We start from the raw sequence: 24,008 nt of genomic DNA, 5'->3' as shown, positions 1-24,008 counted from the left end.
GGCACTTGCCAGCGCTTTGGTTGCACGCGCAACCGTGTGTTGCGGCGTTGCAGCAACTGTGATCTAGTCGAGGCATCCGGTGGCCTCACGATGCGCTCCAGGGAATGAGCGGGCACGAGTGTCCCCGCTCATTTCATTTCGCATCGAGGTAGAGATGGCCCCCCGCAACCGCCAAGGGCTTTACGACCCGCGCTCCGAGCGCGATGCCTGTGGATTCGGCATGGTCGCCCAGCTCGACGACCAGCCTTCGCGTCTGCTGGTCGACACCGCCATTGCCGCGCTCTCGCGCATGACCCACCGCGGCGGCGTTGCCGCTGACGGCCTGACCGGCGACGGCTGCGGCCTGCTGCTGCGCCGCCCCGATGCCTTCCTGAAACTGCTGGCCAGCGAGGCCGGCATCCCCATCGGCGCACGCTTCACTGCGGGCCTGGTGTTCCTGCCGCACGATGAAACTGCCGCCCAGGCCTGCCGCGCGCAGCTGCAGCAGCAGATCGAAGCGGTGGGCTGCAAGGTGGCCGGCTGGCGCCTGGTGCCGACCGACGACAGCGTGTGCGGCCAGCTGGCGCGCGACACCCTGCCGCGCATCGAACAGGTGTTCGTCGATGCCGGTGTCGGCCAGGACGATGCCGGCTTCGCGCTGGCCCTGTTCCTGGCCCGCCGCCGCAGCGAACAGCAGCTGCGCGAGCACGCCGATTTCTACGTCACCACGCTCACCCCGAACGCGATCAGCTACAAGGGCATGGTGCTGCCGGACAAGCTCAGCCGCTTCTACACCGATCTGCAGCGGCGCGAACTGGCGTCCAGCGCGATCGTGTTCCACCAGCGCTTCTCCACCAACACGCTGCCGCGCTGGCCGCTGGCACACCCGTTCCGCATGCTCGCCCACAACGGCGAGATCAACACCATCGAAGGCAACCGTCGCTGGGCGCAGGCGCGCAGCAAGGTGTGGAAGACCCCGCGCTTTGATATCGCCGAGTTCGATCCGGTCATTTCCATGCACGGCTCGGATTCGCAGAGCCTGGACAACATGCTGGAACTGATGGTGTCCGGTGGCATGGAGCTGATCCAGGCGCTGCGTATCCTGGTGCCGCCGGCCACCCAGTCGCTGGAATTCAAGGACCCGGACCTGGCCGCGTTCTACGAGTTCTACGGTCTGAACAGCGAGCCGTGGGACGGCCCGGCCGGCATCGTGGCCTGCGACAGCCGCTACGCGGTCTGTACCCTGGACCGCAACGGCCTGCGCCCGGCGCGCTGGATGCTGACCGCCGACCGCCACTTCCTGGTCGCTTCCGAGGCCGGTGTGTGGGAAGTGCCCACCGAACGGGTGGTACGCAAGGGCAAGCTGGGGCCGGGCGAAATGATCGCCATCGACCTCAAGCGCGGCGACCTGCTCGACTCGGAGGCCATCGACCGTATCAACCGCGGCCGCGCGCCGTACAAGCAGTGGCTGCAGCAGGGCGTGACCTACCTGCAGACCGAACTGATCGATCCGTCGCTGGTGGAAGAACCCTTCGACGAAGGCACCCTGCGCAGCTACCACAAGCTGTACCAGCTCAGCAGCGAAGAAGTGGAGCAGGTGCTGCGGCCACTGGCCGAAACCGAGCAGGAAGCCACCGGCTCGATGGGCGATGACACGCCGATGGCGGTGCTGAGCCAGCGCAGCCGTCCGCTCTACGACTACTTCCGCCAGGCCTTCGCGCAGGTCACCAACCCGCCGATCGATCCGCTGCGCGAAGACTGCGCGATGTCCCTGTCCACCCAGCTGGGCAAGGAGACCAACATCTTCCATGCCGGCCCGGAGACGGTGAACCACGTCATCCTGAATTCGCCGGTGCTGAGCCAGCGCAAGCTGCGCCAGCTGCTGAAGATGGACCAGTACGTGCAGGCCAACCGCCTGCTGGATCTGTCCTACAGCGAGGACGAAGGCCTGCGCGCCGGCATCGAACGCATCTGCAGCGAGGCCGAACAGGCCGCCCGCGAGGGCATGGTGATGCTGCTGCTGTCCGACCGTTACCCGGTGGCCGGGCGGCCGATGGTGCATGCGCTGCTGGCGACCAGTGCCATCCACCACCACCTCTCGCGCCTGGGCCTGCGCTGCGACGTCAACCTGATCGTCGAAACCGGCACCGCGCGCGACCCGCACCACATGGCCTGCCTGCTCGGCTTCGGCGCCACCGCGGTGTACCCGTACCTGGCCTACCAGACCCTGTTCGACCTGGGCCGGCGCGGCATCCTCAAGCTCAGCAAGGGCGGCGAGCAGTCGCAGATCGGCCGCCGCTACCGCAAGGGCGTCTACAAGGGCCTGTCGAAGATCATTTCGAAGATGGGCATCTGTACCGTGGCCAGTTACCGCGGCGCGCAGTTGTTCGAGATCATCGGCCTGGAACCGGAGGTGGTCGAGCTGTGCTTCCCCGATACCGCCTCGCGCATCGGCGGCGCCGGCTTCGCGCGCCTGGACGCCGACGCCCGCGAACTGTGCGCGCAGGCCTGGGATGCGCAGCAGGGCGTGGATGTAGGTGGCCTGCTGAAGTACGTACATGGCGGCGAGTACCACATGTACAACCCGGACGTGGTGACCACCCTGCAGCGCGCGGCGCGCAGCGGTGACCCGCGTGCCTGGCAGCAGTACTGCGATGCGGTGCACGCACGGCCGCCGTCGGCACTGCGCGACCTGTTGGAACTGGTACCGGCCGCTGCGCCGACGCCGCTGGACGAAGTGGCCCCGGCCAGCGAACTGTTCCCGCGCTTCGATACCGCTGCCATCAGCCTGGGTGCACTCTCGCCCGAGGCACACGAAGCGCTGGCCATCGCCATGAACCGCCTCGGCGGCCGCAGCAATTCCGGCGAAGGTGGCGAAGATCCCGCGCGCTACGGCACGCAGCGGCGCAGCAAGATCAAGCAGGTGGCCTCGGGCCGCTTCGGCGTCACCGCCGAATACCTGGTCAATGCCGAGGTGCTGCAGATCAAGGTCGCGCAGGGCGCCAAGCCCGGCGAAGGCGGCCAGTTGCCCGGGCACAAGGTTAACGAACTGATCGCGCGGCTGCGCTACGCCAAGCCGGGCATCGGCCTGATCTCGCCGCCGCCGCACCACGACATCTATTCCATCGAAGACCTGGCCCAGCTGATCTACGACCTGAAGCAGGTGAACCCCACCGCGCTGGTGTCGGTGAAGCTGGTCAGCCATGCCGGCGTGGGCACGATTGCCGCCGGCGTGGTCAAGGCCGGCGCCGACCTGATCACCATTTCCGGCCATGACGGCGGCACCGGTGCATCCCCGGTCAGCTCGATCCGCTATGCCGGCGTGCCGTGGGAACTGGGCGTGGCCGAAGCGCACCAGGCGCTGCTGGCCAACGACCTGCGCGGGCGCACCCTGCTGCAGACCGACGGTGGCCTGAAGACCGGCCTGGACGTGGTGAAGGCCGCACTGCTGGGTGCGGACAGCTTCGGCTTCGGCACCGCGCCGATGATCGTGCTGGGCTGCAAGTACCTGCGCATCTGCCACCTCAACAACTGCGCCACCGGCGTGGCCACCCAGGACGAGCGCCTGCGCGAAAACCACTTCACCGGCCAGCCCGAGCGCGTGGAGAACTTCTTCCGCCTGCTGGCCGAGGAAGTGCGTGGCTGGCTGTCCTACCTGGGCGCGCGTTCGCTGGAAGAGATCGTCGGCCGCACCGACCTGCTGCGGCAGATCGACGCGGCACCGCGCGAGGGCGTGCGTGTGGACCTGTCACGCCTGCTGGCCGACGCCCGCTACGAGGGCAGCCATTGCGCCGCCCAGCGCCTGTACGAATCGCCGGACAGCCTGGCCACGCAGATGGACGGCCTGCTGGCCCAGGCCATCGAAGAGAAGCGCGGCGGCGAACACCGCTTCCTGATCCACAACACCGACCGCAGCATCGGCACCCGCCTGGCCGGCGCGGTGGCACGCGTGCACGGCAACCAGGGCATGGCCGAATCGCCGCTGGAACTGCGCTTCCGCGGCAGTGCCGGGCAGAGCTTCGGTGCGTTCAACGTTGGCGGCCTGCACCTGGAAGTGGAAGGCGAAGCCAACGACTACGTGGGCAAGGGTATGGCCGGCGGCCGCCTGGTGGTGCGCCCGCCGCGTGGCGCGCGCTTCGAGGCGCGCAGCACCGCCATCATCGGCAACACCTGCCTGTACGGCGCCACCGGCGGCGAGCTGTTTGCCGCTGGCCGCGCCGGCGAACGCTTCGCCGTGCGCAATTCCGGCGCGCTGGCCGTTGTGGAAGGGGCCGGTGACCACTGCTGCGAATACATGACCGACGGCGTGGTGCTGGTACTGGGCAAGGTCGGCCTGAACTTCGGCGCCGGCTTCACCGGTGGCCTGGCCTACGTGCTGGACGTGGACCGCGATTTCGTCGACCGCTACAACCACGAGCTGATCGACATCCACCGCGTGTCCGCCGAGGGCTTCGAGAACTACCGCCAGCACCTGCACCGCCTGATCGGCCGCCACCGCGAGCTGACCGGCAGCATCTGGGCGCAGCAGATCATGGACGAGTTCCGCGATTACATCGGCAAGTTCTGGCTGGTCAAACCCAAGGCCGCCAGCATCGAGTCGCTGACCGAAACCCTGCGCCGCGCCGCCTGAGCGCGCGCACTGCACTGCCGAGACGATCATGAGCCGCAAGCACGCTTTCCAGTTCCTCGACCTGCCCCGCACCATGCCGCAGCGCATTCCCGTGGAACTGCGCACCTCCGGCGACTGGGGCGAGCTGTACGGAAAATTCGGCAAGGAAGACGCCCAGTACCAGGCCGGGCGCTGCCTGGATTGTGGCAACCCCTACTGCAGCTGGAAGTGCCCGGTGCACAACGCCATTCCGCAGTGGCTGCAGCTGGTGCAGGAAAACCGCATCCACGAAGCGGCCACGCTGTGCCATAGCACCAACCCGCTGCCGGAAGTGTGTGGCCGGGTGTGCCCGCAGGACCGGCTGTGCGAAGGCAGCTGCACGCTGGAGGAATTCGGCGCGGTCACCATTGGCGCAGTCGAGAAGTACATCGTCGATACCGCGCTGGCCACCGGCTGGCGCCCCGATCTGGAAGCGGTGCAGCCCACCGGACACAGCGTGGCGGTGATCGGCGCCGGCCCGGCCGGCCTGGCCTGCGCCGACCGCCTGGCCCGCGCCGGCATTGCCGCGGTGGTCTATGACCGCTACGAGCAGATTGGTGGCCTGCTGCAGTTCGGTATTCCCAGCTTCAAGCTGGACAAGGATGTGATCCACCGCCGCCGCGAAGTGCTGGAGGGCATGGGCGTGCAGTTCCGGCTGGGCGTGGAGATCGGCCGCGATATCAGCGTGCAGCAGCTGCTGGACAGCCATGACGCGGTGTTCGTCGGCACCGGTGCGTATCGCTACACCGACGGCGGCCTGGTTGGCCAGGACCTGAAGGGCGTGCTGCCGGCGCTGCCGTTCCTGGTGCAGAACAGCCGCATCGTCAGCGGCGATGACCCCAAGGGCCGGCCGATTGCCGGCTGGGAAGACACCATTGCCCTGCCCGATCTGAACGGCAAGCGCGTGGTCGTGCTGGGCGGCGGCGATACCGGCATGGACTGCGTGCGCAGTGCCGTGCGCCTGGGCGCGGCCAAGGTTACCTGCGCCTACCGCCGTGACGAGGCGAACATGCCGGGCAGCGCGCGCGAAGTGGCCAATGCGCGCGAAGAGGGGGTGCGCTTCCTGTTCAACCGCCAGCCGCTGTCGATCGAAGCCGGTGCCGACGATGAAGTGATCGGCGTGACCGTGGTCGAGACCCGCCTGGGCGAACCCGATGCCAATGGCCGCCAGAACGCGGTGCCGATCGACGGCAGTGAATCGCTGCTGGAGGCCGACGTGGTGATCATCGCCTTTGGCTTCTCGCCCACCCTGCCGTCGTGGCTGGCCGAACACGGGGTGGAAAGCCAGGGCAACGGTCGCATCGTGGCCGGTGGCAAGCAGCGCCTGCCGTACCAGACCGCACACCCGCGCCTGTTCGCCGGTGGCGACGCGGTGCGCGGTGCCGACCTGGTGGTGACCGCCGTGGCCGAAGGGCGCGATGCGGCCGCCAGCATCGTGCGGCTACTGGCCAGCTGACACCGTCGTGCCCTGCTGAAGCGGCGTGGCCAGCAGGTCGGCCACGGCCGCGTGCAGGTCGTGCGCCGCCACCGGCTTGGCCAGGAAGCGGTCCATGCCGGCGTCGACACAGGCCTGGCGGGTACTGGCCAGCACGCTGGCACTGAGCGCGATGATCGGCACCCGCGCCGCACCCGGGCGGGGATCGGCACGGATCGCGCGGGCCAGCGCGAAACCATCCATGCCCGGCATCTGGCAGTCGGTGACGACCAGCGCGAACGACTGCGCCTGCCAGGCCTTCCACGCCTGCGCACCATCGGCCACGGCCTGCACCCGCAGCCCATGGCCGCGTAGACGGTTCACCAGCAGCTGGCGGTTGGTGGGATGGTCCTCGGCCACCAGCACATCGACGCTGGGCAGCCGCTGCGACGGCCCCGGCCGCGCCGGTACCGGTAGTGCGGCGGGCGGCGTGCAGGCGGGCAGCCACAGGTCCAGCCACAGCGTGCTGCCCTGCCCCACGCGGCTGCGCAGCTGCAACTGGCCGCCCATGGTGGCGGCCAGCTCGTGGCAGATCGCCAGGCCCAGACCGCTGCCGCCGAACCGGCGCGTGGTGGACGCTTCGGCCTGGGTATAGGCACGGAACACCGCCCGCTGCCGGGCGGGGCTGATGCCGACCCCGGTGTCGGCCACCTGCAGCCGCACCTGCTGGCCATCGCCCTGCTGCGGCGATGTCTGCGGCAGCACCTGCACGCGCAGTTCCACGCCACCGTCCAGGGTGAACTTCAGCGCGTTGCCAACCAGGTTCATCAGGATCTGGCGCAGGCGCAGCGCATCCACCCAGCAACCGGCCTGCAGGGCAGGATCCACTTCGCAGCGCAGGTACAGGCCCTTGCTGGCCGCCAGCGGCGCCAGCAGCCGCTGCACGCCCAGCAGCAGGGCGCGCAGGTCGGTGGGCTGGGGCGCCAGCGCCGCCGCTTGCGGCTGCAGGCGCTGGCTGTCCAGCACGTCATCCAGGATCTGCCGCAGCATCGTAGCGGCCTCGTCCAGGCTGCACAGCGCCTGCTGCTGGCGACCATCGAGCGCGGTGCTGCCCAGTTGTTCCAGCAGGCCCAGCAGGGTGCTCATCGGCGTGCGGATCTGGTGGCTCATCGTGGCCAGGAAATGGGTCTTGGCCAGCGCGCCCTGCTCGGCTTCCTGGCGTGCGTCCTCCAAGGCACGCGCCCGGTCGTGGGCGTCGGTCACGTCCATCCAGTAGCCGGTCCATTCCATGTCGCCGGTCTGCTCGCCACGCACGGCCATCGGCTGCGCACGCGAGCGCACCCAGCGCCAGCCGCGGCGGCCGCGGCTGCGGAAGCTGACATCGATCGGGCCGCGCACCAGGGCGGCGGCATCGACATGTGCCAGCACCCGCGCACGGTCGTCCGGATGCACGGCGGCCATCAGCTGCGCATGATCGATGCGCGCGGTATCCACGCTGACCCCGAACAGGGCATGCACATCGCCGGCAATGTGCGGCACGCTGTACACGCCGCTGCTGCTGCGGCGGGCGCGGAACACCACCGCAGGCAGGCTGGCGGTGACATCCAGCAGACGCTGTTCAAGCCGCTGCCGTTGCAGTCCTTCGCGGTGCAGGCGCCAGAACCCGTAGGCATGCACCAGCGCCAAGGCCATTGCAGCCAGCAGCAGCGGTACCAGCCAGCGCAGCGCCCGCTGCGGCGGCGGCCGCGCTTGCGCCTGCAGCGGCGTCCAGCGCGCCAGCGCCTCGGCCTGCGCGGCAGGCGACGGTTCCTGCAGCAGCGGTGCATGGCGGGCCAGCCGCGCTGCGCATTCGGGCACGGTGGCCATGACCAGCGCATCGCTGAAGCCGGCCGGTGCGGCCACCCGCAGCACATCGCCGTAGAACTGCAGCGCGGCGCTGGCTTCGGCCAGGTTCACCACCACCGCATCCACCCGCCCTTCCACCAGCAGGTCGAAGGCCTTGTCCACCGGCGCTGGCGGCAACAGCAGGGCGTACGGGGCCTGTTCGCGCAGATGCCGGGCCAGCGGTTGCCGCTCGGGACTGGCGACCGTGGCGCCCTGCAGGTCGCCCAGGCCCAGGACCGGACGCGCGCCGCGCAGGCGCACGATCACCTGCGGCACCTGCAGGTAGCTGTGGCTGCTGACCCAGCCTGCCGGCACCTGTGCACGCGGCCAGCCCAGGATGGCCTGGGTACCGACGGGCAGCTGGCCCGCGGACAGCGCGGCAGCCGGCACCGGCCTGGCCTGCACGCTGGGATCGTGCTGCTGCAGGGCCTGCAGATACGTGGCCAGCACGCCGGCGGGCTGGCCTTCATGCACCATCGACAGGGGCGGACGATCGGCCGGATAGGCCACTGACCAAGGACCCTGGCACGCGTCCTTGGCGTAGGCGGCGGGCATCGCGGCCAGCATGGCCAGCAGGGCCCGGGCCGCACGGCCGGCAACGATCACGTTGGCATCCTCTCTGGCGCGGGCAAGCAGGCAGCGAAACCGCTCGGTGCCCTGCCGTCACGCTAGCGACTGGGATCGGCACGACAATGAGGAAACTTGCAAAAGCCGCTCTGGCGCGCTGATCACGACATACACTGCCGCTTCTACCATCTACTGGAACCCACGATGCGCATCGGCCTGGCCGCCAACCGTCTGCACCACCATGATCCCCGTGCGGCGCTGTTCCGCTGGTTGCGCGCCAGCGAAGCGGGCCTGCGCCAGCTGGGCGTGTCGCTGCATGCGGTGGGCCGCACCCACGATGCGATCGAGCGGCATGGCTTCCTGGCCGGTTACGAAGGCCTGCGCCGCTATCCGTACGGTCGCCAGGGCGGACTGATGAAGCTGGTGGCGGAAGTGGTCGGCATGGGCGGCGATCGCGTGCTGGATGGCGCCATCTACCTGATCGATCCGGTCGATCCGTCCTCGGTGTTTCCCGAAGCCACGGCCTTGAAGCGGCAGTGCGTGATCCACGGCAAGCCCTTCATTTCCACGGTGGCCACCGCGCGTGACTGGGTGGAGGTGGAACGCGTGCATGCCGGCCTGGCCGCCGACCCGGGCGCCGATGACCTGCATGCCTTCGGCCAGCAGACGCTGGCGCTGATTGCCCACGATGCGATGAAGCCGGCCATGCTCGCCTTCGCCGATACGCACTTCGATGTGCTGGCCCGGTTCGGCGAGCGGGTGGCCACCGGCACCACCGGCCAGCGCTTGAACGAACTGGCGTGGAGCCGCGGCTGGCCGTCGGATACGCCGTGGGTGACCCGCTACCAGAGCGGGCCGATGGGCGGTGATGCGCAGATTGCCGACCGTGTGCTGGAGGGTCTGTGCCAGCGCGCGATCTTCTTCGAGGACCCGCACGTGGCACGCCAGCATGAAGCCGACATCCAGCTGCTGGAACGCGCTGTCACCACCGTGACCGACCAGGCGGTGTGCATCACCGCACCGCAGGTGGCCGCGCGTTGGGCGACCGCAGCCGCAAGGCGCAAGTAGAGTCGAGCTTGCTCGACTGGGCGCGGTGTTGGACCCAAGAGCCGTCGAGCAAGCTCGACGCTACAACAGCAACAGCGCGATGCTTGAACCAAGCACCGTCGAGCAAGCTCGACGCTACACCAGCTGGCGCAGCATGGCCTTCAACCGGCGGCCTTCCAGCTGGAAGTAGTCGCGCTGCTCGCGCCAGGCCGGGAAGCGCTGTTCCACTTCCTGCCAGAACGCCGGCGAGTGGTTGGCCTGGATCAGGTGGCAGAGCTCGTGCACCAGCACGTACTCGAACGCCTCCGGGCGGCCCAGCACCAGCGCCAGGTCCAGCGCCATGCTGCCATCGGGGGCCAGCGAGCCCCACTGCGAGGACATCACCTTCAGCCGCACGCGGCTGGGCGCGCGCGGCAGGCCCGGCAGGTACTTGGGCAGCCAGCGGCCGACATCGGCGCGGGTCTGTGCCTCGTAGAACTCGCGCAGCAGGCGCCGCAGCGTGGCATCGCCGGCACGGGTCGGCCACTGCACGCAGGCGCCGTGTTCGTCGATCTCCAGCCGGGCGTAGCGGCCTTCCTGCCAGCGCACCGGCAGCAGCTCGCCGCGCAGCGGCAGCTCGCCGGGCTCACCCGGTTGCAGTGGCGCCGGCAGGCCGTTGTCCTGGTAGACGCGCAGTTGCAGCGCCAGCCAGTCGCGGTGCTGTTCCAGGAAGCGCTCGCCCATCACCAGGCTGGCGCGCGGCGGCAGGGTCAGGCGCGCGCCACGCTCGTCCACGCTCAGCTTGATGCGGCGGGCGCGCGGGTCGCGCACGCGCAGCACCTCGATCTCGGCATCTTCCAGGCGCAGGCGCACGGTATCGCGCTGCACGGTGGCGGGCGGGGTCGTGCCGATCAGGCGGCGCAGCAGGCGGCTCATGTGCCCAGCATAGCGCCGTGCGCGGCCGCCGGATGACCGGCGGCCGACGGGGTGCCTGTTCAGTCAGCCTTGCTGAGCTTGAAGGCCTCTTCCAGCAGCAGGAACAGGCGGCGGATCTCGGCGCTCTGCAGGGCGAAGCGGGCGTCGAACTCGGCGCGGCGGCCGTCTTCGTCGGCGTGCTCCAGCTGGTCCAGGGCGCCGTCGAGGAACTTCAGCTTGCGCACGATCAGATCGTCGCCGATCACGAAGGACAGGTTGTCTTCGAAGATCAGCGCCAGCTTGGTGACCTGCTTGCCGGCATCCAGGTGCTTGTCGATCTCGTCGCAGCGCAGTTCCTGGTGCTGGCACTTCACCACCGCGCCGCCTTCCACCGGGTCCTTCATCTCGCATTCTTCGCCCAGGCTCAGGCCGGTGGGCAGCGGTTCGCCGGCAATCCAGCCGGTCAGGATCGAGCGCGGCGCTACTTCGGCGTTCAGCGGCATGGCCGGGAAGCTGCCCAGCAGGCCGCGGATGTCGGACATGAAGTATTCGCCGGTCTTGCGGCTGGACGTATCCACGACCACGTAACCGTGCTGCAGATCGATGAAGGCATCATTGCGCGAGGACTTCACGAAGGCGCGCGGCAGCAGTTCGTGCAGCAGGTCGTCCTTCATGCGCTTGCGCTCGCGGCCACCCGGGCGGCGGCCTTCCTTCTCTTCGATCTCTTCCAGCTTGCGCTCCAGCAGATCGTTCACCACCGCTGCCGGCAGGATCTTGTCTTCACCCCCCACCGTCAGCCACAGATGGTCGGCGATGCGGTGCGACAGCTGTTCTTTTTCCTCGCGGCCGAACGGCGAGATGAAGCCGCGCGAGTTCATTTCCAGCGCACCCACCGGCTTGAGCAGGGCGTGCGGCAACAGGGTATCGACTTCGGAAAAATCAGTGGCGGTCGGGAAGCGGAAGAACGTCAGGTTGCGAAAGAACATGGAATTCCGGAAGGCAAGAGGAAAAAGGACGATTCCGCTCAGGCAGCGGATATCTGTGCGGGTGCGTGGTCATCGGGCGGTGGCGGTGCACTGCCACGGTCCAACGCCATGAAATCAAACAATGCGGGGTCGGCCAGCTGCGAGGGATGCACCTGGCCCATGGCCCGTGCGATCTGGTCGACGCGGCCGGGGTGGTCGGCATCCCACTGCTTCAGCATCAGGCCCACCTGGCGGCGCTGCAGGTTTTCCTGGCTGCCGCACAGGTTGCAGGGAATGATCGGGAACTGGCGCGCCTGTGCATAGGCGGCGATGTCGTGCTCGCGCACGTAGGCCAGCGGGCGGATCACCACGTGGCGGCCATCGTCGCTGCGCAGCTTCGGCGGCATGCCGGACAGCTTGGCGTGGTGAAACAGGTTCATGAAGAAGGTGGCCACCATGTCGTCGCGGTGGTGGCCCAGCGCGATGCGGGTGAAGCCGTGCCGTTCGGCATGGGCGTACAGCGCGCCACGGCGCAGGCGCGAGCACAGCGAACACATCGTGCGGCCTTCGGGAATGACCCGGCTGACCACCGAATAGGTGTCCTGTTCGATGATCTGGTACGCCACCCCCAGGCTGGCCAGGTACTGCGGCAGCACGTGTTCGGGGAAGCCCGGCTGCTTCTGGTCCAGGTTCACCGCCACCAGTTCGAACGGCACCGGTGCCTTCTTCTGCAGCTGCAGCAGCAGGTGCAGCAGGGTGTAGCTGTCCTTGCCGCCGGACAGGCAGACCATGACCTTGTCGCCGGCGCCGATCATGCCGAAATCGGCGATGGCCTGGCCGACCTGGCGGCGCAGGCGCCGTTCCAGTGCGTCATGCCCGACCGCGCCCACGCGCGCATCGCGCACCGCGCGCGGCACCGGGTCGGGAAGGGAGATCACAGCACTCATGCGCTCCATTCTAACGGCTTGCGGCCGCCCGGACCGGGGGTCGGAATTCCCCTCTCCCGGTCGTCATCGTCGCTGTGTATGCTCGCAGACTGTGGACACCTACAGCCCCGCCGAGATCGTCGAACGCCTGGTCGCCCTGCGCGCCGAACACCGCGTGCTGGATGAACAGATCACCCGCATGGCGGCCAATGGCGAGGACGAACTGGAATCCAAGCGCCTGAAGCGGCGCAAGCTGCAGTTGAAGGACTGCATCGCCAAGCTGGAAAGCCTGCAGATTCCCGACGAACCGGCGTAACGGCCCGTTCCGGTAGGTGCCAACCTTGGTTGGCCTCCTGGCCTGGTAGGTGCCAACCTTGGTTGGCACGCGTGGAAGGTGTGCGGACCAAGGTCCGCACCTACCCATCGCCGCCGGGCGAGGCCCGGCGCTGCCGTCAGGCCTGCGGGGTCGGCTCGTCCGGGCGCGCCGCTTCCGGGCTGACCCGCTCAATGGTGTGGCGCAGCTCGCGGCCCAGGATGAACTTGGCATCCTTGGCCCAGGCATCCAGCCGCTGGTCGAACACCAGCTTGCTGTTCTCGTCGGGCCAGACCAGGCGCAGCTCGCGCAGCTTCTGGATGAAGCCGCGGAACAGGGTCTTGTCGAAGAACTCGGGCGCGGCCGGGGCGTACAGCAGGCTCAGGCGCTGCGCCGCCTGCTGGCACAGGCTTTCCAGTTCCGCGGTACCGAGCACACCCGGGCCGTTCTTCACCAGCACTGAAATGGTGATGTAGTAGCGCTCGAACGCCTGCTGCAGCGAATGGCCGATCGCGCGCAGCCGGAAGACTTCGTCGGTCTGGCCGGTGTTGCGCGCCAGGATGCCGCCGTCATCGTCATTGATGTTCTGCAGCAGGCCTTCGCGCACGAACACGTCGATGGTCTGCTCGATGCGCTGGGCGAATTCATCTTCGCTCCACGGCAGGAACAGCTCGGCCTGCAGGAACGGGTACACCGTGCGGCCCAGCTGCACCAGGCCGGTGCGGCTCATGCGGCGGTTGTTCTGGAAGCAGCAGGCCACCCACGAGGACGCGGTGAACAGGTGCAGCACGTTGTTGCGGAAGTAGCTGAGCAGCACCGCGGTGTCGCCGCTGACACTGAGCACGTCACCCAGCGGGTGCTTGATGCGGGTCAGGACGTTGATTTCCTCGGCGTGGGCGATGATGCGCTCCGGCGAGTGCGGGGTCACCGTCACCCGGTCCGAATACGGCATCTCGACCAGCAGGGTCTTGCACAGCTCGATCTGCGCGATCAGGTCGGCCTCGCCCATCGCGTGCTTGGGCGTGGACAGCAGCGCCAGCGCCAGCAGGTTGATCGGGTTGACGTCGGCGGCGCCGTTGATGCGCACCTGGATGCGCTCGGCCAGGGTATCGACGGTGCTGGACAGCCAGCTCGGCTTCTCGTCTTCCGAGACGGCCTCGCCGTTCCACTCCGGCGCCTTTTCAGCCAGCACGTCGTTCAGCGCGATCGGTTCGCCGAAGTTCACCACCACCTGGCCGTAGTTCTGCTTCAGCACCTTGGGGATGCCCCACAGCAGCTGCCAGATCGATTCCTTTTCCTTCGGCCGCCCGGACAGTTCATCCAGGTAGCTGCCGCCTTCCATCAGCTTTTCATAGCCGATGTAGACCGGCTGGAACAGCACCGGCTTGCGCGGCTGGCGCAGGAAGGCGCGCAGGGTCATCGAGATCATGCCGCCCTTGGGCTGCAGCAGGCGGCCGGTACGCGAACGGCCACCTTCGACGAAGTACTCGATGGAATAGCCGCCAGCGACAAGCTGCGCCACGTATTCACTCAGCACCGCCGAATACAGCGCGTTGCCGCGGATCGAACGGCGGATGAAGAACGCACCGCCCTTGCGCAGCAGGGTGCCGACCACCGGCAGGTTCAGGTTGATGCCGGCCACGATGTGCGGCGGCACGATGCCACGGTCGTACAGCAGGTAGGACAGCAGCAGGTAGTCCATGTGGCTGCGGTGGCTGGGCACGTACACCACTTCGTGGCCCGGCGCGGCGGCCTTGAACTTGTCCAGGTGGTGCACCAGCACGCCGGCGTAGATGCGGTTCCACACGTGGCTGAGCATGAAGCTGGCCGAGCGCACCACCGGGCTGGAATAGTCCGCGGCGATTTCCCAGGCGTAGGCATGCGCCTTCTTCCAGGCCTCGGCGGGCTTGGAATTGTCGCGCTTGGCCTGGGCGGCAATGGCTTCGCGCACCGTTTCGGCGGCCAGCACCTGGTCCACCAGCAGGCGGCGGGTGGACAGATCCGGGCCGATCACCGATTCACGGATGCGGCGGAAGTGGGTACGCAGCACGCGCTGCAGCTTGCGCACCGTACGCTCGGGCTCCAGGCCCTCGTCCACGGTGGAACGCAGCGAGATCGGCGGGGCGAAGCGCACGATGGTGCTGCGGCCGTTCAGCAGCAGGCCCAGCAGGCGGCGGAAGCGGCCGACCAGCGCCCAGTTTTCCGAGAACAGCACCGCGAACCAGCCGCTCTGCTTGTCCGGCGCGCGGCCGACGAAGATCGAGACCGGCACCAGGTGCACGTCCAGATCGTCGCGCACGCGGTGCGCCTGCAGCACCTTGGCCAGCGAATCGGAATGGGTCTTGGCGCCGCGCTGCTCTGGAATGAGCGAATTGCTGGAGCTGCGCCGCGACAGCGCCAGGTAGGCGCGCTTGCGGCCGGTGGGGTCACCGGCCAGCGGCACCAGCGGCGAGGGCAGACCGGCCTGGCGGCAGGCCTTGTCCAGGATCAGCGCGTTGGACAGGCCGTAGTCTTCCAGCACGTAGACCACCGGGCGGCCGTCGTTGTACTGGCCCGGATCTTCCGGTTCGATCTTCAGCGACAGCCACGGTTCCACCAGCCGGCCCAGCAGCCGCGCCCACAACGGGCGGCGGCCCGCGGCGCGCGCAGCCGCAGGCGGCGGTACCGGGTTGGGGCCGGTGCCGGTCGAGGGGGACGCCGGCACTGCTTCGGCGGGCGTCGTCTGGGATTCTTCGCCGGGGAACGGCAGCGGGTTCTGTTTCGACATCGGCGCCATTATGGCTTAGGCGGCGGTGTTGCCGCTTCCCCGGCCGCGTCCGGGGCCGCGGTGGGTGCCGGTGCGGCGGCCGCGCGCGCGGCATCGGCCTGGCGCAGCAGGGCGTCGGTATCGGCCAGGGTACGGGTCAGGTACCAGTGGCCTTCGCGACGGCTGAGCGGCAACTGCAGGGTCAGGGTGCTGCCGGCCAGTTCGTAGGTCATGCGCACAAGGGCGTTGTCGCCCTGCACCGACAGCAGCTCGCCCTGCAGGCTGCGCAGCGCTTCGTCCACGCCCAGCCCGTAGCTGGCCAGCACGGCCTTCAGGGTGTGGATGAACGGTGCCAGCTGCTGCAGGCTGCCTTCCATGCCGGCCGCACGCAGGCCGTCCTCGTCGCCGAAGCCGACCTTGCCGGCGGCGCCGACCAGCGCGCTGATGGTGCTGCGCGCCCGCGCACGGTCGCTGATCGGGGCGCCCTGCGCCCACAGGGCCAGGGTCTGCACCAGTTGCACGTAGTGCGCCTGCTGGCTGGGCGTGTAGCCCTTCTGGTGCTGCAGGTACTGCACCCCGAAGTTGCCCATCGACTGCGCGGCCTGGCGCACCGCGCTGGCCTGGCCGGCCAGCTGGCGGTCGAAGCTGCGCTGCAAGCGGGGGCCGGCATCGGGTTCGCGCAGGGCCGACAGCATCGGCAGCAACTGGTCGCCCAGCGGCAGTTCGGTCAGCGGCCACTGGCTGTGGCCTTCGTCCCAGGCCTGTTGCAGCCTCTGGTACTGGCTGGGCGGTACGGCCAGCCTGGCGTAACCGACCAGATCATCTTCGGCCAGGCGCTGGGCCATGGCCTGTACCGCAGCGACGGGCTCAGCGGCAGGCGCGACGGCGTCCGGGCTGGATTGGCGGCAGGCGGCCACCGCCAGCAGCAGCACGGCCAACAGCCCCCCGTAACGCGCAGACCTTGTTTGCACTGCCCTTGCCACGCTCATGCATTCGGACTCCCCGGACCGGTCCGCATCTTGCGGCCTGCGAGGTGACAGCGGCAAGCCGCACGGTCACGGTTTCCCGCGCAGACCGGGGTCCGATCCCTTCCGCGGCCCGGCAGAAGGGCGCTGACGCCACTGCGCAGGCATACAAAAAAAAGAGCCCGGATCACCGGGATCGCAGGCTCTTCAAACCAGCACAAGGCCGGAGGACAAGGTGTCGCACGGTTCCGGCACGAGGCCGGATGGCGGCGATGCTACGCCGACCTTCAAGTTCAGGCAATACTTCATGTAACACAAGTTAAATAATTGATTTTATTGACTCAATTCTTCTGCCACACCGCTTCAATGAAATCCACGGCATGTTTTTCGGCGATTCGGGCATAAACGCCGGGATAGCCAGCCAGCGCGAAGCCCTCACCCCAGCTGACGATGCCGAACTGGGTCCAGCCTTCGCGCAGGCGCAGCAGCAACGGCCCGCCGGAATCGCCCTGGCAGCTGTCCATGCCTTCGCGACCGGCGCAGATGACCTTGCCGCGCGACAGCTCGCCGGCGTAGGCCTGCTGGCACTCGGCGAAGGGCACGAACGGCACCTGCACGGTCTGCAGATGGGTGGGGAAGGCGTCGGCGCCGCTTTCGGTGGTGCCCCAGCCGATCACGGTGAAATCGCGGCCGGGCTTGAGGTAGCTGGCATCCGGGCGCAGCCGCAACTGCACCGGTTCGGCGTCGGCCAGCGGCGCGTCCAGCTGGATCAGGGCCACGTCGTGTTCCAGCGCGCTGCCGCTGTTGAACGCCGGGTGCACGTGCAGGGCGCGCACGTTCGAGGGCCGCGGGCTGGCTTCGGTGGACAGCGCGGTGGCGCCGCCCAGCACCGCCAGCGCAGCCGGCTGTGCGCCCTGCACGCAATGGGCGGCGGTCAGGACCCAGGACGGTGAGATCAGCGTGCCGCCGCAGAAGTGCCGGTCGTAGTCGGTATCGCCGTAGGACAGCCCCTGCAGGCTGACCATGAACGGGTACTGGCCCGGTTGGGCGCTTTCGCCGCCGATGATGCGCGGCGTTTCGCGTAGTGCCGGCGCCGCACTGGCGGTGCTGGACGCGGCGAGCAGGCCGGCCAACAGGAACAGGGTATTGCGATCCATGTAGGTGTACTCCCTTCTTCGTGAGTGGGCCGGCAGCCAGAGGCCGTGCCGGTTCACCGATTGGGAAGCACAGCGGCGCGCCGTTGCGCCGACCCGCGCACAGTTTTCGCCGCTGGGGATGCTTGCGACAGGATCATCCGCACAAATGCGAACGCCATCCCACGGTGGGTGGGATGGCGTTCGGGGTGCGGAAGTGCGGTACGTCGCCGGCAGGCTCAGCGGGCAGCCAGAGCCGCCACGATTTCCTGCTGGATGGCACGTGCGGCGGCCTGCGGATCGGCCGCCAGCCGGATCGGGCGGCCGACCACGATAGCGTCGGCACCGTCGGCGAAAGCCTGGGCCACGCCCACCGTGCGCTTCTGGTCATCGCCGACCGGGCCACCGGGGCGGATGCCCGGGCAGACGATCGAGAACCCGGCACCGGTGGCGGCGCGGATCGGACCGGCTTCCTGGCCCGAGGCGATCACCCCGTCGATGCCGGCTGCCTGGGCGGCCAGCGCGCGCTCGACCACCACGTCCACCGGTTCGCGGTCGATGCCCATCTGCGCCAGGTCCGCACGGCCCATCGAGGTCAGCACGGTCACCGCCAGCAGGCGCATGTCGCTGCTGTTGGCGGCCGCGCAGGCTTCCATCATGGCCGGGTGCCAGCCGTGGATGGTGGCGTAGCTGACCGGCCACTGCGACAGGCGCTTGATCACCGCGGCGGCGGTGGCCGGAATATCGAAGAACTTCAGGTCGACGAACACGCGCTTGTCGCGGCGGGCCAGTTCGTCCAGCACTTGGAAGTACTCGCCGGAGGCCAGCAGTTCCATGCCGATCTTGTAGAACGCCACGCTGTCGCCCAGACGGTCCACCCACTCCAGCGCCTGCACGCGGTCAGGCACGTCCAGGGCGAAGATCAGGCGCTCGTCAGCGCGCAGCGGCAGGGGCGCGCGGCTCACGGTGCGTAGTCCAGCGCGGCGCGCTTGGCATCATGGCGGGCCTGGCGCGACTGGCTGTAATCGTTGTTGAACTGGGCCGGCTCGAAACCGCCGTAGGTCGGGTTCGGCAGCATCCACCAGCGCTCGCCGAACCAGTCGTGGTACTGCTGCAGCAGCGCGTCACGGCCTTCGTTGGTGTTGGCGGTCACTTCGACGAAATCGCCCAGCTGGTCGCCGAACTGCATCAGCACGCGGTACTTCTGCCCGGCCAGGCGGCGGCGGCAGTTCTTCTCGCTGCCGGCCTGCTCGCAGCCTTCCACCACGGTGCCCAGGCCCAGGAACACGCTGTCATCGGCCACCGGCAGGCCCTGCTCGCGCAGGTTGGCCAGGGTCGCGTCCTTCAGGTGCACGGCGCGGTTGGAGATGTACAGCAGGGTCACGCCCTTGGCGTTGGCGGCCTTGGCGAAATCGACAACGCCGGGAATGGCCTTGGCCTTCTTTTCGGCCACCCACTGGTCCCAGCTCAGCTCGTCGTATTCCTTGCCATCGCGCACCAGGCGCGCCTGGTAGGGCGAGTTGTCCAGCACGGTCTCATCCAGGTCGAGCACCACCGCCGGCTTCAGGCCCTTGGCATCGTTGCCGCGCTCTTCCGGCACCAGGGCGTCCCAATGGGCTTCCTTCAGCGCCACGTCCAGGTGGTCGGCGGCGGCACGGTAGGTCTGCTCGGTGATCGCCTTGTATTCCTGCGCACGCTGCATCCACAGCACCGCATTGAGGTTGTCGTTGGCGGTGGCATCGGGCGCGCCTTCTGCCTTGGCAGTGGCGGCCGCAGCCTCCGGGGCGGCGGCTTCAGCGGCAGGCGCATCCACGCGCTTGCAGGCGGACAGGCCGAGCGCCGCAGTGGCGAGCAGGCTCAGGGACAGGGCAACGGGACGACGCATCAGGATTCACCGGCATTCAGATATACCGGCCCATTTTACCGGCAAAGACGCCACCGGGGCCGCTATGCTTCCCGGTTCACCCGTTGCGTGCTGCAGGCTGCCATGACCGATTCCGCCCCGACCCCCGACGTTCCCCTGCTCGACGCCATCCAGGCCCGCCTGCTGGGCTGCCTGGTGGAGAAGGAGGCGACCACGCCGGACACCTATCCGCTGACGGTGAACGCTGCGCAGTCGGCGGCCAACCAGAAGACCGCCCGCGAGCCGGTGATGAACCTCGATGCCGGCAGCGTGCAGCACGCCCTGCGCCAGCTGGAGACGCTGGGCCTGGCCCGCCAGCACTTCTCGTCGCGCGCCGACCGCTACGAGCACCGCCTGCAGGCCGCGCTGGACCTGACCCGGCAGCAGACCGTGCTGCTGGCCCTGCTGCTGCTGCGTGGGCCGCAGACCCTGGGCGAACTGGTGACGCGCAGCGAGCGCCTGCACCGTTTCGCCGATACCGACGAAGCCCGCCACGCGATCGAACGCCTGCAGCAGCGTGGCCTGCTGCTGGTGCTGCCGCGCGCCAGCGGCCAGCGCGAAGACCGTTACATGCACCTGCTGTGCGGTGAAGTGGATGGCGCGGCCCTGGCGGCGAAATACGCCGGCAGCGGTGGTGGCAGCAGTCCCGCCGGCGCCGACCCGGACCTGCTGGCCCGGGTGGAGCAGCTGGAGGCCACCGTGGCAGAACTGCAGGCGCAGCTGGCTGCACTGCGCGGCTGAGGGGGTGGGTGCCGACCGTTGGTCGGCACGGTGCCATACCAGCGAGGGCGGCCTGACCACCCTCGCCCCGCAGACTCAGGTCGGCGTATCCACGTCGTCCCAGTCGGCCTGTTCAAAGCAGAACAACCAGTTCAGCGCGTAGTGGCGCTCGTAGATCACGCCGCCCTCCAGCGCACCGGGCATCGGCGCACCTTGGCGCTGGGCCTCACGCGCAGCCCAGTGCAGCCGGTAGTGCAGATCCAGCGCATCCAGCAGCTCGGCGGTATCGCGCAAGGCCGCAGGCTCGCTGCCACTGTCAGCCTTCTGCAGCAGGGCACCCACCACATCCGGCACGGCACAGGTCGCCTGCGGCCACGGCAACACCTCGGACAGGCCCAGCGCCCACAGCAGCACGGCCAGGCTCTCGTAGCGCCATCCGAACGGCAGAGCCGCCTCGGCGTCCCCGTGCTCGATGAAGGTGGCCTCAGCCGGGCTCAAGGCCTCGGGCAGGGCCGGCAGGCGCTCGGCCAACTCGGCCAGGCTCAACGGTGGGTCACCGGCCTGCAGCGCCTCGGCGCGCAGCGCACACGCCAGCAGCGCCTGCGCTCTGGCCCAGACCTGGGCAGGCGCGCGCAGCTGTGCCTCGGCCGCACCCACCACGGGTGGCAATGACGGCGGGGCATGCACCGCGTGGGCCTGCAGCTGCTGTTGGCTGCGCGCCCGGCGCTGCTCGGCGTCGACGGGATAGGGCACCTGCGCCTGCGGATCGAGCGCGTCACCCAACAGCACCTTGCCGGCCGGATCGCGGACGCTGCCATCTTCCAGGAAGCACACCGCGTTGGCCTGGAGCAGCCAAGGCTGCAGCGCCCCAAGATCGGCTTCGGCCAGCTCGAACAGATAGTGCTGGCGCACGCGCTGCACGTGCCGCATCAGGTGATAGCGCGCGGCGGTCATCTGCCCGTCGCCGTGGCCCAGCACGTAGTTCACGAAGCCGCCCAGGTGCGGGGCCAGTGCGGGGTCATCCAGACCACGGACGTTGGCAGCGTCGGCCTGTGGTGGCGGTGCCAGTACGTAGCCGAGGGTGGAATACGCGTTGATCAGCATCGGAGCATCCGTGCAGGAAAACAGACCTGCACCTTACTCCACTGGCTCATGCTGGCTGTTGAACCGCCGCAGCGCCCGGTGTGGCATACAAGCGGCTGGCCGCGTCCACGCCCGGCAGCTGGATCACCCCGCGTTCCTGCATGCCCAGGCCCAGCAGGATGCGCCCGGAGGCCACGTTGTCCAGGTCGGTGATGCCGTACAGTTCCTCGATGCCCAGCTCCGCACGCGCATGCGCGAACACCGCCCGCGCCGCCTCGCTGGCATAGCCTTGGCCGCCGAACGCCGCCAGCACCGCATAGCCGATATCCGGCCCCGGCAGGCCATCGCGCCGCACCAGACCGGCATTGCCCAGCCAGGCGCCATCGGACAGCCGCTCGATGGCGTACATGCCGAACCCGTTCAACGCATAGCTGTGCAGCACCCGCAGCGCGATGTACTCGCGCGCCTGTTCCTCGCTGCGCACGTTGCGGTCGCCGATGAAGCGCAGGAAGCCGGGATCGTTGAGCAGCGCCAGCATCGGCGCCGCATCGCGATCCGGCTCGAGGGCGCGCAGGCGCAGGCGTTCGCTTTCGATGGGGTGCATGCGCAGGCCTGTTGAGGGAGAGGCCTGATTGTAGGGCGATGTGCCGGGGTCGGATCCCTTCGCGGAGCGAAGGCCTCTGACCCCTGTCAGGACGGTGCTGGGGTCAGAGCCCTTCCCTGCGGGAAGGGATCCGACCCCGGGTCAATCGAACAGCGCCTCGATCGCCGCCAATCCCGCCGTCGCGCGCTCTTTCTTGCGCGCCGCATCGGCCACCGGATCGGCACCGTCGCGCTGGATTTCCTCGGCCGGAATCTCCTCGAAGAACCGGCTCGGCTTCAACCGCACATGCTCGCCGAACTTGCGCGTCAGCTTGCTGTAACTCATCCACAGCTGGATCTTGGCGCGGGTGATGCCCACGTACAGCAGGCGGCGTTCTTCCTGCAGGTTGCCTTCGTCCAGGCTGACCTGGTGCGGCAGCACCCCGTCTTCGCAGCCGACGATGAACACGTACGGGAATTCCAGACCCTTGGACGCATGCATGGTCATCATGCGCACCTGGTTGCCACCCTCGTCCTTGTCGCTGCGCGACAGCAGGGCGAGCTGGCCGGCCAGGTCGGCGGCGGTGGCACCGCGGGGGCCACCCTCGAACCACTGCGCCAGTTCCTCGATGTTGTTGGCACGGCGCTGGTAGCTGGCCTCTTCCTTGGCCTGCTGGCGCAGTTCGCTCAACAACCCCGATTCCTTGGCCACCTTGCGGATCATGTCGCCGGAGGTGATCTGGCGGGTCTGCGCACGCAGGTCGCGCAGGATGTCGGTGAAGCGCGCCAGGCTGTTGGCCGCCCGCGGGGGCAACTGCTGCAGCGCGCCGATCGCTTCGGCGGCGTGCGCCATCGGGATGTCTTTTTCCTGCGCCAGCTCGGCCAGCTTGGCCAGCGTGCCGGCACCGACGTCGCGCTTGGGCGACTGCACCGCACGCATGAACGCGGTGTCGTCGTCCGGGTTCACCAGCAGCCGCAGCCAGGCCAGCGTGTCCTTCACTTCCTGGCGTTCCAGGAACATGGTGCCGCCGGTCAGGTGGTAGGGAATGCGCAGCAGCTGCATCGCCTTTTCCAACGGACGCGACTGGAAGTTGCCGCGGAACAGGATGCAGAAATCACTCCACGGCACCTTGCGCGACTGCGCCACGAAGGCGATTTCGGCGGCGACCTTTTCTGCTTCGTGTTCGCTGTTGCGGCATTCCCACACACGGATGCGCTCGCCGTCGGCCTGGTCGCTCCACAGCTTCTTCAGGTGTTCGTGCGGGTTGTTGGCAATGAGCGCATTGGCCGCGCGCAGCACGCGGTTGGAGCAGCGGTAGTTCTGCTCCAGCTTGATGATTTCCAGCGCAGGGTAGTCGCGCCCCATCTGCTGCAGGTTTTCCGGGTTGGCGCCACGCCAGGCGTAGATCGACTGGTCATCGTCACCCACGCAGGTGAAGTTGCCCTTTTCGCCCGCCAGCTGCTTCAGCAGCCGGTACTGCGCATCGTTGGTGTCCTGGCATTCGTCCACCAGCAGGTAGCCGATGCGCTCGCGCCAGGCCACGGCGATATCCGGATTTTCTTCCAGCACCTGCACCGGCAGGCGGATCAGGTCATCGAAGTCCACCGCGTTGAAGGCGGTCAGGCGCAGCTGGTAGCGCTCGTAGACGCTGGCCGCTTCCTTTTCCCGGTTGCTGCGCGCGGCAGCCATCGCCTGTTCGGGCGACAGGCCGGCGTTCTTCGCGCGCGACACCAGGTTCTTCATGTCCTCGATGTCATCGGGCTTGGCGCCGGACATCAGGTCCTTGATCTGCGCAGCGGCATCGTCGGCATCAAAGATCGAGAAGCCACGCTTCAATCCCACGGCCGCGTGTTCGATCTGCAGGAACTTCAGGCCCAGGGCGTGGAAGGTGCAGATGGTCACCTCGTCGGCATCCTGCTCGCGCAGGCGCTTGGCCACGCGCTCGCGCATTTCCTTGGCCGACTTGTTGGTGAAGGTGATCGCCGCGATGCGGCGCGCGGGGTAGCGCCCGCAGCCGATCAGGTGGGCGATCTTTTCGACGATCACACGCGTCTTGCCACTGCCCGCACCGGCCAGCACCAGCAGGGGGCCTTCGATGTGCAGGACGGCGGCGGCTTGGGGGGGATTGAGACCGTGCATGGGTTGCAGATTGTACCGGCAGCCCGGGCCGTCCACAGCCCAGCCGCGGTTTGCCGTGGCCCCGGCGGGGGTGCTATAGCTAGGGCACAGCCATCGAAG

At 68.5% G+C, this 24,008-nt stretch carries 17 protein-coding genes; 5 read left to right on the top strand and 12 right to left on the bottom strand.

What is annotated here, in order from left to right; genetic code table 11:
• The first annotated feature begins 154 nt into the window (after positions 1 to 154).
• Together gltB and C1931_RS00455 are read left to right on the top strand one after the other, a co-directional pair.
• The gene (gene gltB / locus C1931_RS00460; protein WP_108755018.1) at positions 155 to 4,609 is read left to right on the top strand and encodes a glutamate synthase large subunit; all 4,455 of its coding nucleotides are present in this window, start codon (positions 155 to 157) and stop codon (positions 4,607 to 4,609) included.
• Between the two features lie 28 nt (positions 4,610 to 4,637).
• Complete coding sequence (locus C1931_RS00455) at positions 4,638 to 6,083, top strand: FAD-dependent oxidoreductase (protein ID WP_108755017.1); 1,446 nt, start codon at positions 4,638 to 4,640, stop codon at positions 6,081 to 6,083.
• Here C1931_RS00455 and C1931_RS00450 read toward each other — a convergent pair.
• Positions 6,069 to 8,531 (bottom strand): response regulator, encoded by a 2,463-nt coding sequence (locus C1931_RS00450; RefSeq protein ID WP_234412854.1) that lies wholly within the window; start codon positions 8,529 to 8,531, stop codon positions 6,069 to 6,071. The genes C1931_RS00455 and C1931_RS00450 overlap by 15 nt on opposite strands.
• A gap of 165 nt (positions 8,532 to 8,696) precedes the next feature.
• Here C1931_RS00450 and C1931_RS00445 point away from each other — a divergent pair, with 165 nt between their 5' ends.
• The gene (locus C1931_RS00445) at positions 8,697 to 9,560 is read left to right on the top strand and encodes a methylglyoxal synthase (RefSeq protein ID WP_108755016.1); all 864 of its coding nucleotides are present in this window, start codon (positions 8,697 to 8,699) and stop codon (positions 9,558 to 9,560) included.
• Between the two features lie 114 nt (positions 9,561 to 9,674).
• Here C1931_RS00445 and C1931_RS00440 read toward each other — a convergent pair whose 3' ends face one another.
• The 3 genes from C1931_RS00440 to ttcA are packed head-to-tail and all read right to left on the bottom strand — an operon-like array spanning position 9,675 to position 12,345.
• The gene (locus C1931_RS00440; RefSeq protein ID WP_108755015.1) at positions 9,675 to 10,454 is read right to left on the bottom strand and encodes a SprT family zinc-dependent metalloprotease; all 780 of its coding nucleotides are present in this window, start codon (positions 10,452 to 10,454) and stop codon (positions 9,675 to 9,677) included.
• A 59-nt stretch (positions 10,455 to 10,513) separates the two neighbouring features.
• Positions 10,514 to 11,419 (bottom strand): recombination-associated protein RdgC, encoded by a 906-nt coding sequence (locus tag C1931_RS00435; RefSeq protein WP_108747982.1) that lies wholly within the window; start codon positions 11,417 to 11,419, stop codon positions 10,514 to 10,516.
• A 38-nt stretch (positions 11,420 to 11,457) separates the two neighbouring features.
• Entirely contained in the window at positions 11,458 to 12,345 is an 888-nt protein-coding gene (gene ttcA / locus C1931_RS00430; RefSeq protein WP_199912391.1) for a tRNA 2-thiocytidine(32) synthetase TtcA, read from the bottom strand.
• A 91-nt stretch (positions 12,346 to 12,436) separates the two neighbouring features.
• Between ttcA and C1931_RS00425 the strand changes: the two genes are divergently transcribed.
• Positions 12,437 to 12,640, top strand: coding sequence for a YdcH family protein (locus C1931_RS00425; protein WP_079224582.1), 204 nt, complete (start codon positions 12,437 to 12,439; stop codon positions 12,638 to 12,640).
• Positions 12,641 to 12,776: 136 nt separating this feature from the next.
• Here C1931_RS00425 and plsB read toward each other — a convergent pair whose 3' ends face one another.
• The 5 genes from plsB to C1931_RS00400 all read right to left on the bottom strand — a co-directional run bounded on the left by plsB (position 12,777) and on the right by C1931_RS00400 (position 19,366).
• Entirely contained in the window at positions 12,777 to 15,413 is a 2,637-nt protein-coding gene (gene plsB, locus C1931_RS00420; protein WP_108755013.1) for a glycerol-3-phosphate 1-O-acyltransferase PlsB, read from the bottom strand.
• Complete coding sequence (locus C1931_RS00415; protein WP_108755012.1) at positions 15,413 to 16,372, bottom strand: hypothetical protein; 960 nt, start codon at positions 16,370 to 16,372, stop codon at positions 15,413 to 15,415. Before C1931_RS00415 ends, plsB begins: the two co-directional genes overlap by 1 nt.
• Before the next feature lie 317 nt (positions 16,373 to 16,689).
• Positions 16,690 to 17,505 (bottom strand): serine protease, encoded by an 816-nt coding sequence (locus C1931_RS00410; protein ID WP_108755011.1) that lies wholly within the window; start codon positions 17,503 to 17,505, stop codon positions 16,690 to 16,692.
• Positions 17,506 to 17,720: 215 nt separating this feature from the next.
• On the bottom strand, positions 17,721 to 18,446 hold the full coding sequence (pyrF, locus tag C1931_RS00405; protein ID WP_108755010.1) for an orotidine-5'-phosphate decarboxylase: 726 nt from the start codon (positions 18,444 to 18,446) through the stop codon (positions 17,721 to 17,723).
• On the bottom strand, positions 18,443 to 19,366 hold the full coding sequence (locus C1931_RS00400; protein WP_108751735.1) for a 5'-nucleotidase, lipoprotein e(P4) family: 924 nt from the start codon (positions 19,364 to 19,366) through the stop codon (positions 18,443 to 18,445). Before C1931_RS00400 ends, pyrF begins: the two co-directional genes overlap by 4 nt.
• 102 nt (positions 19,367 to 19,468) lie before the next feature.
• Between C1931_RS00400 and C1931_RS00395 the strand changes: the two genes are divergently transcribed.
• On the top strand, positions 19,469 to 20,125 hold the full coding sequence (locus C1931_RS00395; RefSeq protein ID WP_108757602.1) for a DUF480 domain-containing protein: 657 nt from the start codon (positions 19,469 to 19,471) through the stop codon (positions 20,123 to 20,125).
• A gap of 75 nt (positions 20,126 to 20,200) precedes the next feature.
• On the opposite strand, the gene C1931_RS00390 is transcribed toward C1931_RS00395, so the two are convergent.
• The 3 genes from C1931_RS00390 to C1931_RS00380 form a co-directional block, all read right to left on the bottom strand.
• Positions 20,201 to 21,208 carry a DUF4272 domain-containing protein gene (locus tag C1931_RS00390; protein WP_108755009.1) on the bottom strand — a complete coding sequence of 336 codons (1,008 nt, stop codon included), beginning with the start codon at positions 21,206 to 21,208 and terminating at the stop codon, positions 20,201 to 20,203.
• A gap of 46 nt (positions 21,209 to 21,254) precedes the next feature.
• A complete protein-coding gene (locus C1931_RS00385) occupies positions 21,255 to 21,791 on the bottom strand; it encodes a GNAT family N-acetyltransferase (protein ID WP_108755008.1) in 537 nt (178 codons plus the stop codon).
• A gap of 141 nt (positions 21,792 to 21,932) precedes the next feature.
• Positions 21,933 to 23,909, bottom strand: a complete 1,977-nt coding sequence (locus C1931_RS00380) for a UvrD-helicase domain-containing protein (RefSeq protein ID WP_108755007.1) — start codon at positions 23,907 to 23,909, stop codon at positions 21,933 to 21,935.
• Positions 23,910 to 24,008 lie beyond the last annotated feature (99 nt).

Source organism: Stenotrophomonas sp. YAU14A_MKIMI4_1 (assembly GCF_003086855.1).
GTDB lineage: Bacteria > Pseudomonadota > Gammaproteobacteria > Xanthomonadales > Xanthomonadaceae > Stenotrophomonas.
The sequence above is the reverse complement of the archived record's forward strand: the minus strand, read 5'-3'. Positions and strand labels throughout refer to the sequence as shown.

Coding starts and splice junctions, on each gene's coding strand:
- C1931_RS00445 (WP_108755016.1), top strand. CDS start 8,697: ATGCGCATCGGCCTGGCCGCCAACCGTCTGCACCACCATGATCCCCGT.
- C1931_RS00400 (WP_108751735.1), bottom strand. CDS start 19,366: ATGCGTCGTCCCGTTGCCCTGTCCCTGAGCCTGCTCGCCACTGCGGCG.
- C1931_RS00435 (WP_108747982.1), bottom strand. CDS start 11,419: ATGTTCTTTCGCAACCTGACGTTCTTCCGCTTCCCGACCGCCACTGAT.
- ttcA (WP_199912391.1), bottom strand. CDS start 12,345: ATGAGTGCTGTGATCTCCCTTCCCGACCCGGTGCCGCGCGCGGTGCGC.
- gltB (WP_108755018.1), top strand. CDS start 155: ATGGCCCCCCGCAACCGCCAAGGGCTTTACGACCCGCGCTCCGAGCGC.
- C1931_RS00380 (WP_108755007.1), bottom strand. CDS start 23,909: ATGCACGGTCTCAATCCCCCCCAAGCCGCCGCCGTCCTGCACATCGAA.
- plsB (WP_108755013.1), bottom strand. CDS start 15,413: ATGGCGCCGATGTCGAAACAGAACCCGCTGCCGTTCCCCGGCGAAGAA.
- C1931_RS00385 (WP_108755008.1), bottom strand. CDS start 21,791: ATGCACCCCATCGAAAGCGAACGCCTGCGCCTGCGCGCCCTCGAGCCG.
- C1931_RS00415 (WP_108755012.1), bottom strand. CDS start 16,372: ATGAGCGTGGCAAGGGCAGTGCAAACAAGGTCTGCGCGTTACGGGGGG.
- C1931_RS00440 (WP_108755015.1), bottom strand. CDS start 10,454: ATGAGCCGCCTGCTGCGCCGCCTGATCGGCACGACCCCGCCCGCCACC.
- C1931_RS00390 (WP_108755009.1), bottom strand. CDS start 21,208: ATGCTGATCAACGCGTATTCCACCCTCGGCTACGTACTGGCACCGCCA.
- C1931_RS00395 (WP_108757602.1), top strand. CDS start 19,469: ATGACCGATTCCGCCCCGACCCCCGACGTTCCCCTGCTCGACGCCATC.
- C1931_RS00410 (WP_108755011.1), bottom strand. CDS start 17,505: ATGGATCGCAATACCCTGTTCCTGTTGGCCGGCCTGCTCGCCGCGTCC.
- C1931_RS00455 (WP_108755017.1), top strand. CDS start 4,638: ATGAGCCGCAAGCACGCTTTCCAGTTCCTCGACCTGCCCCGCACCATG.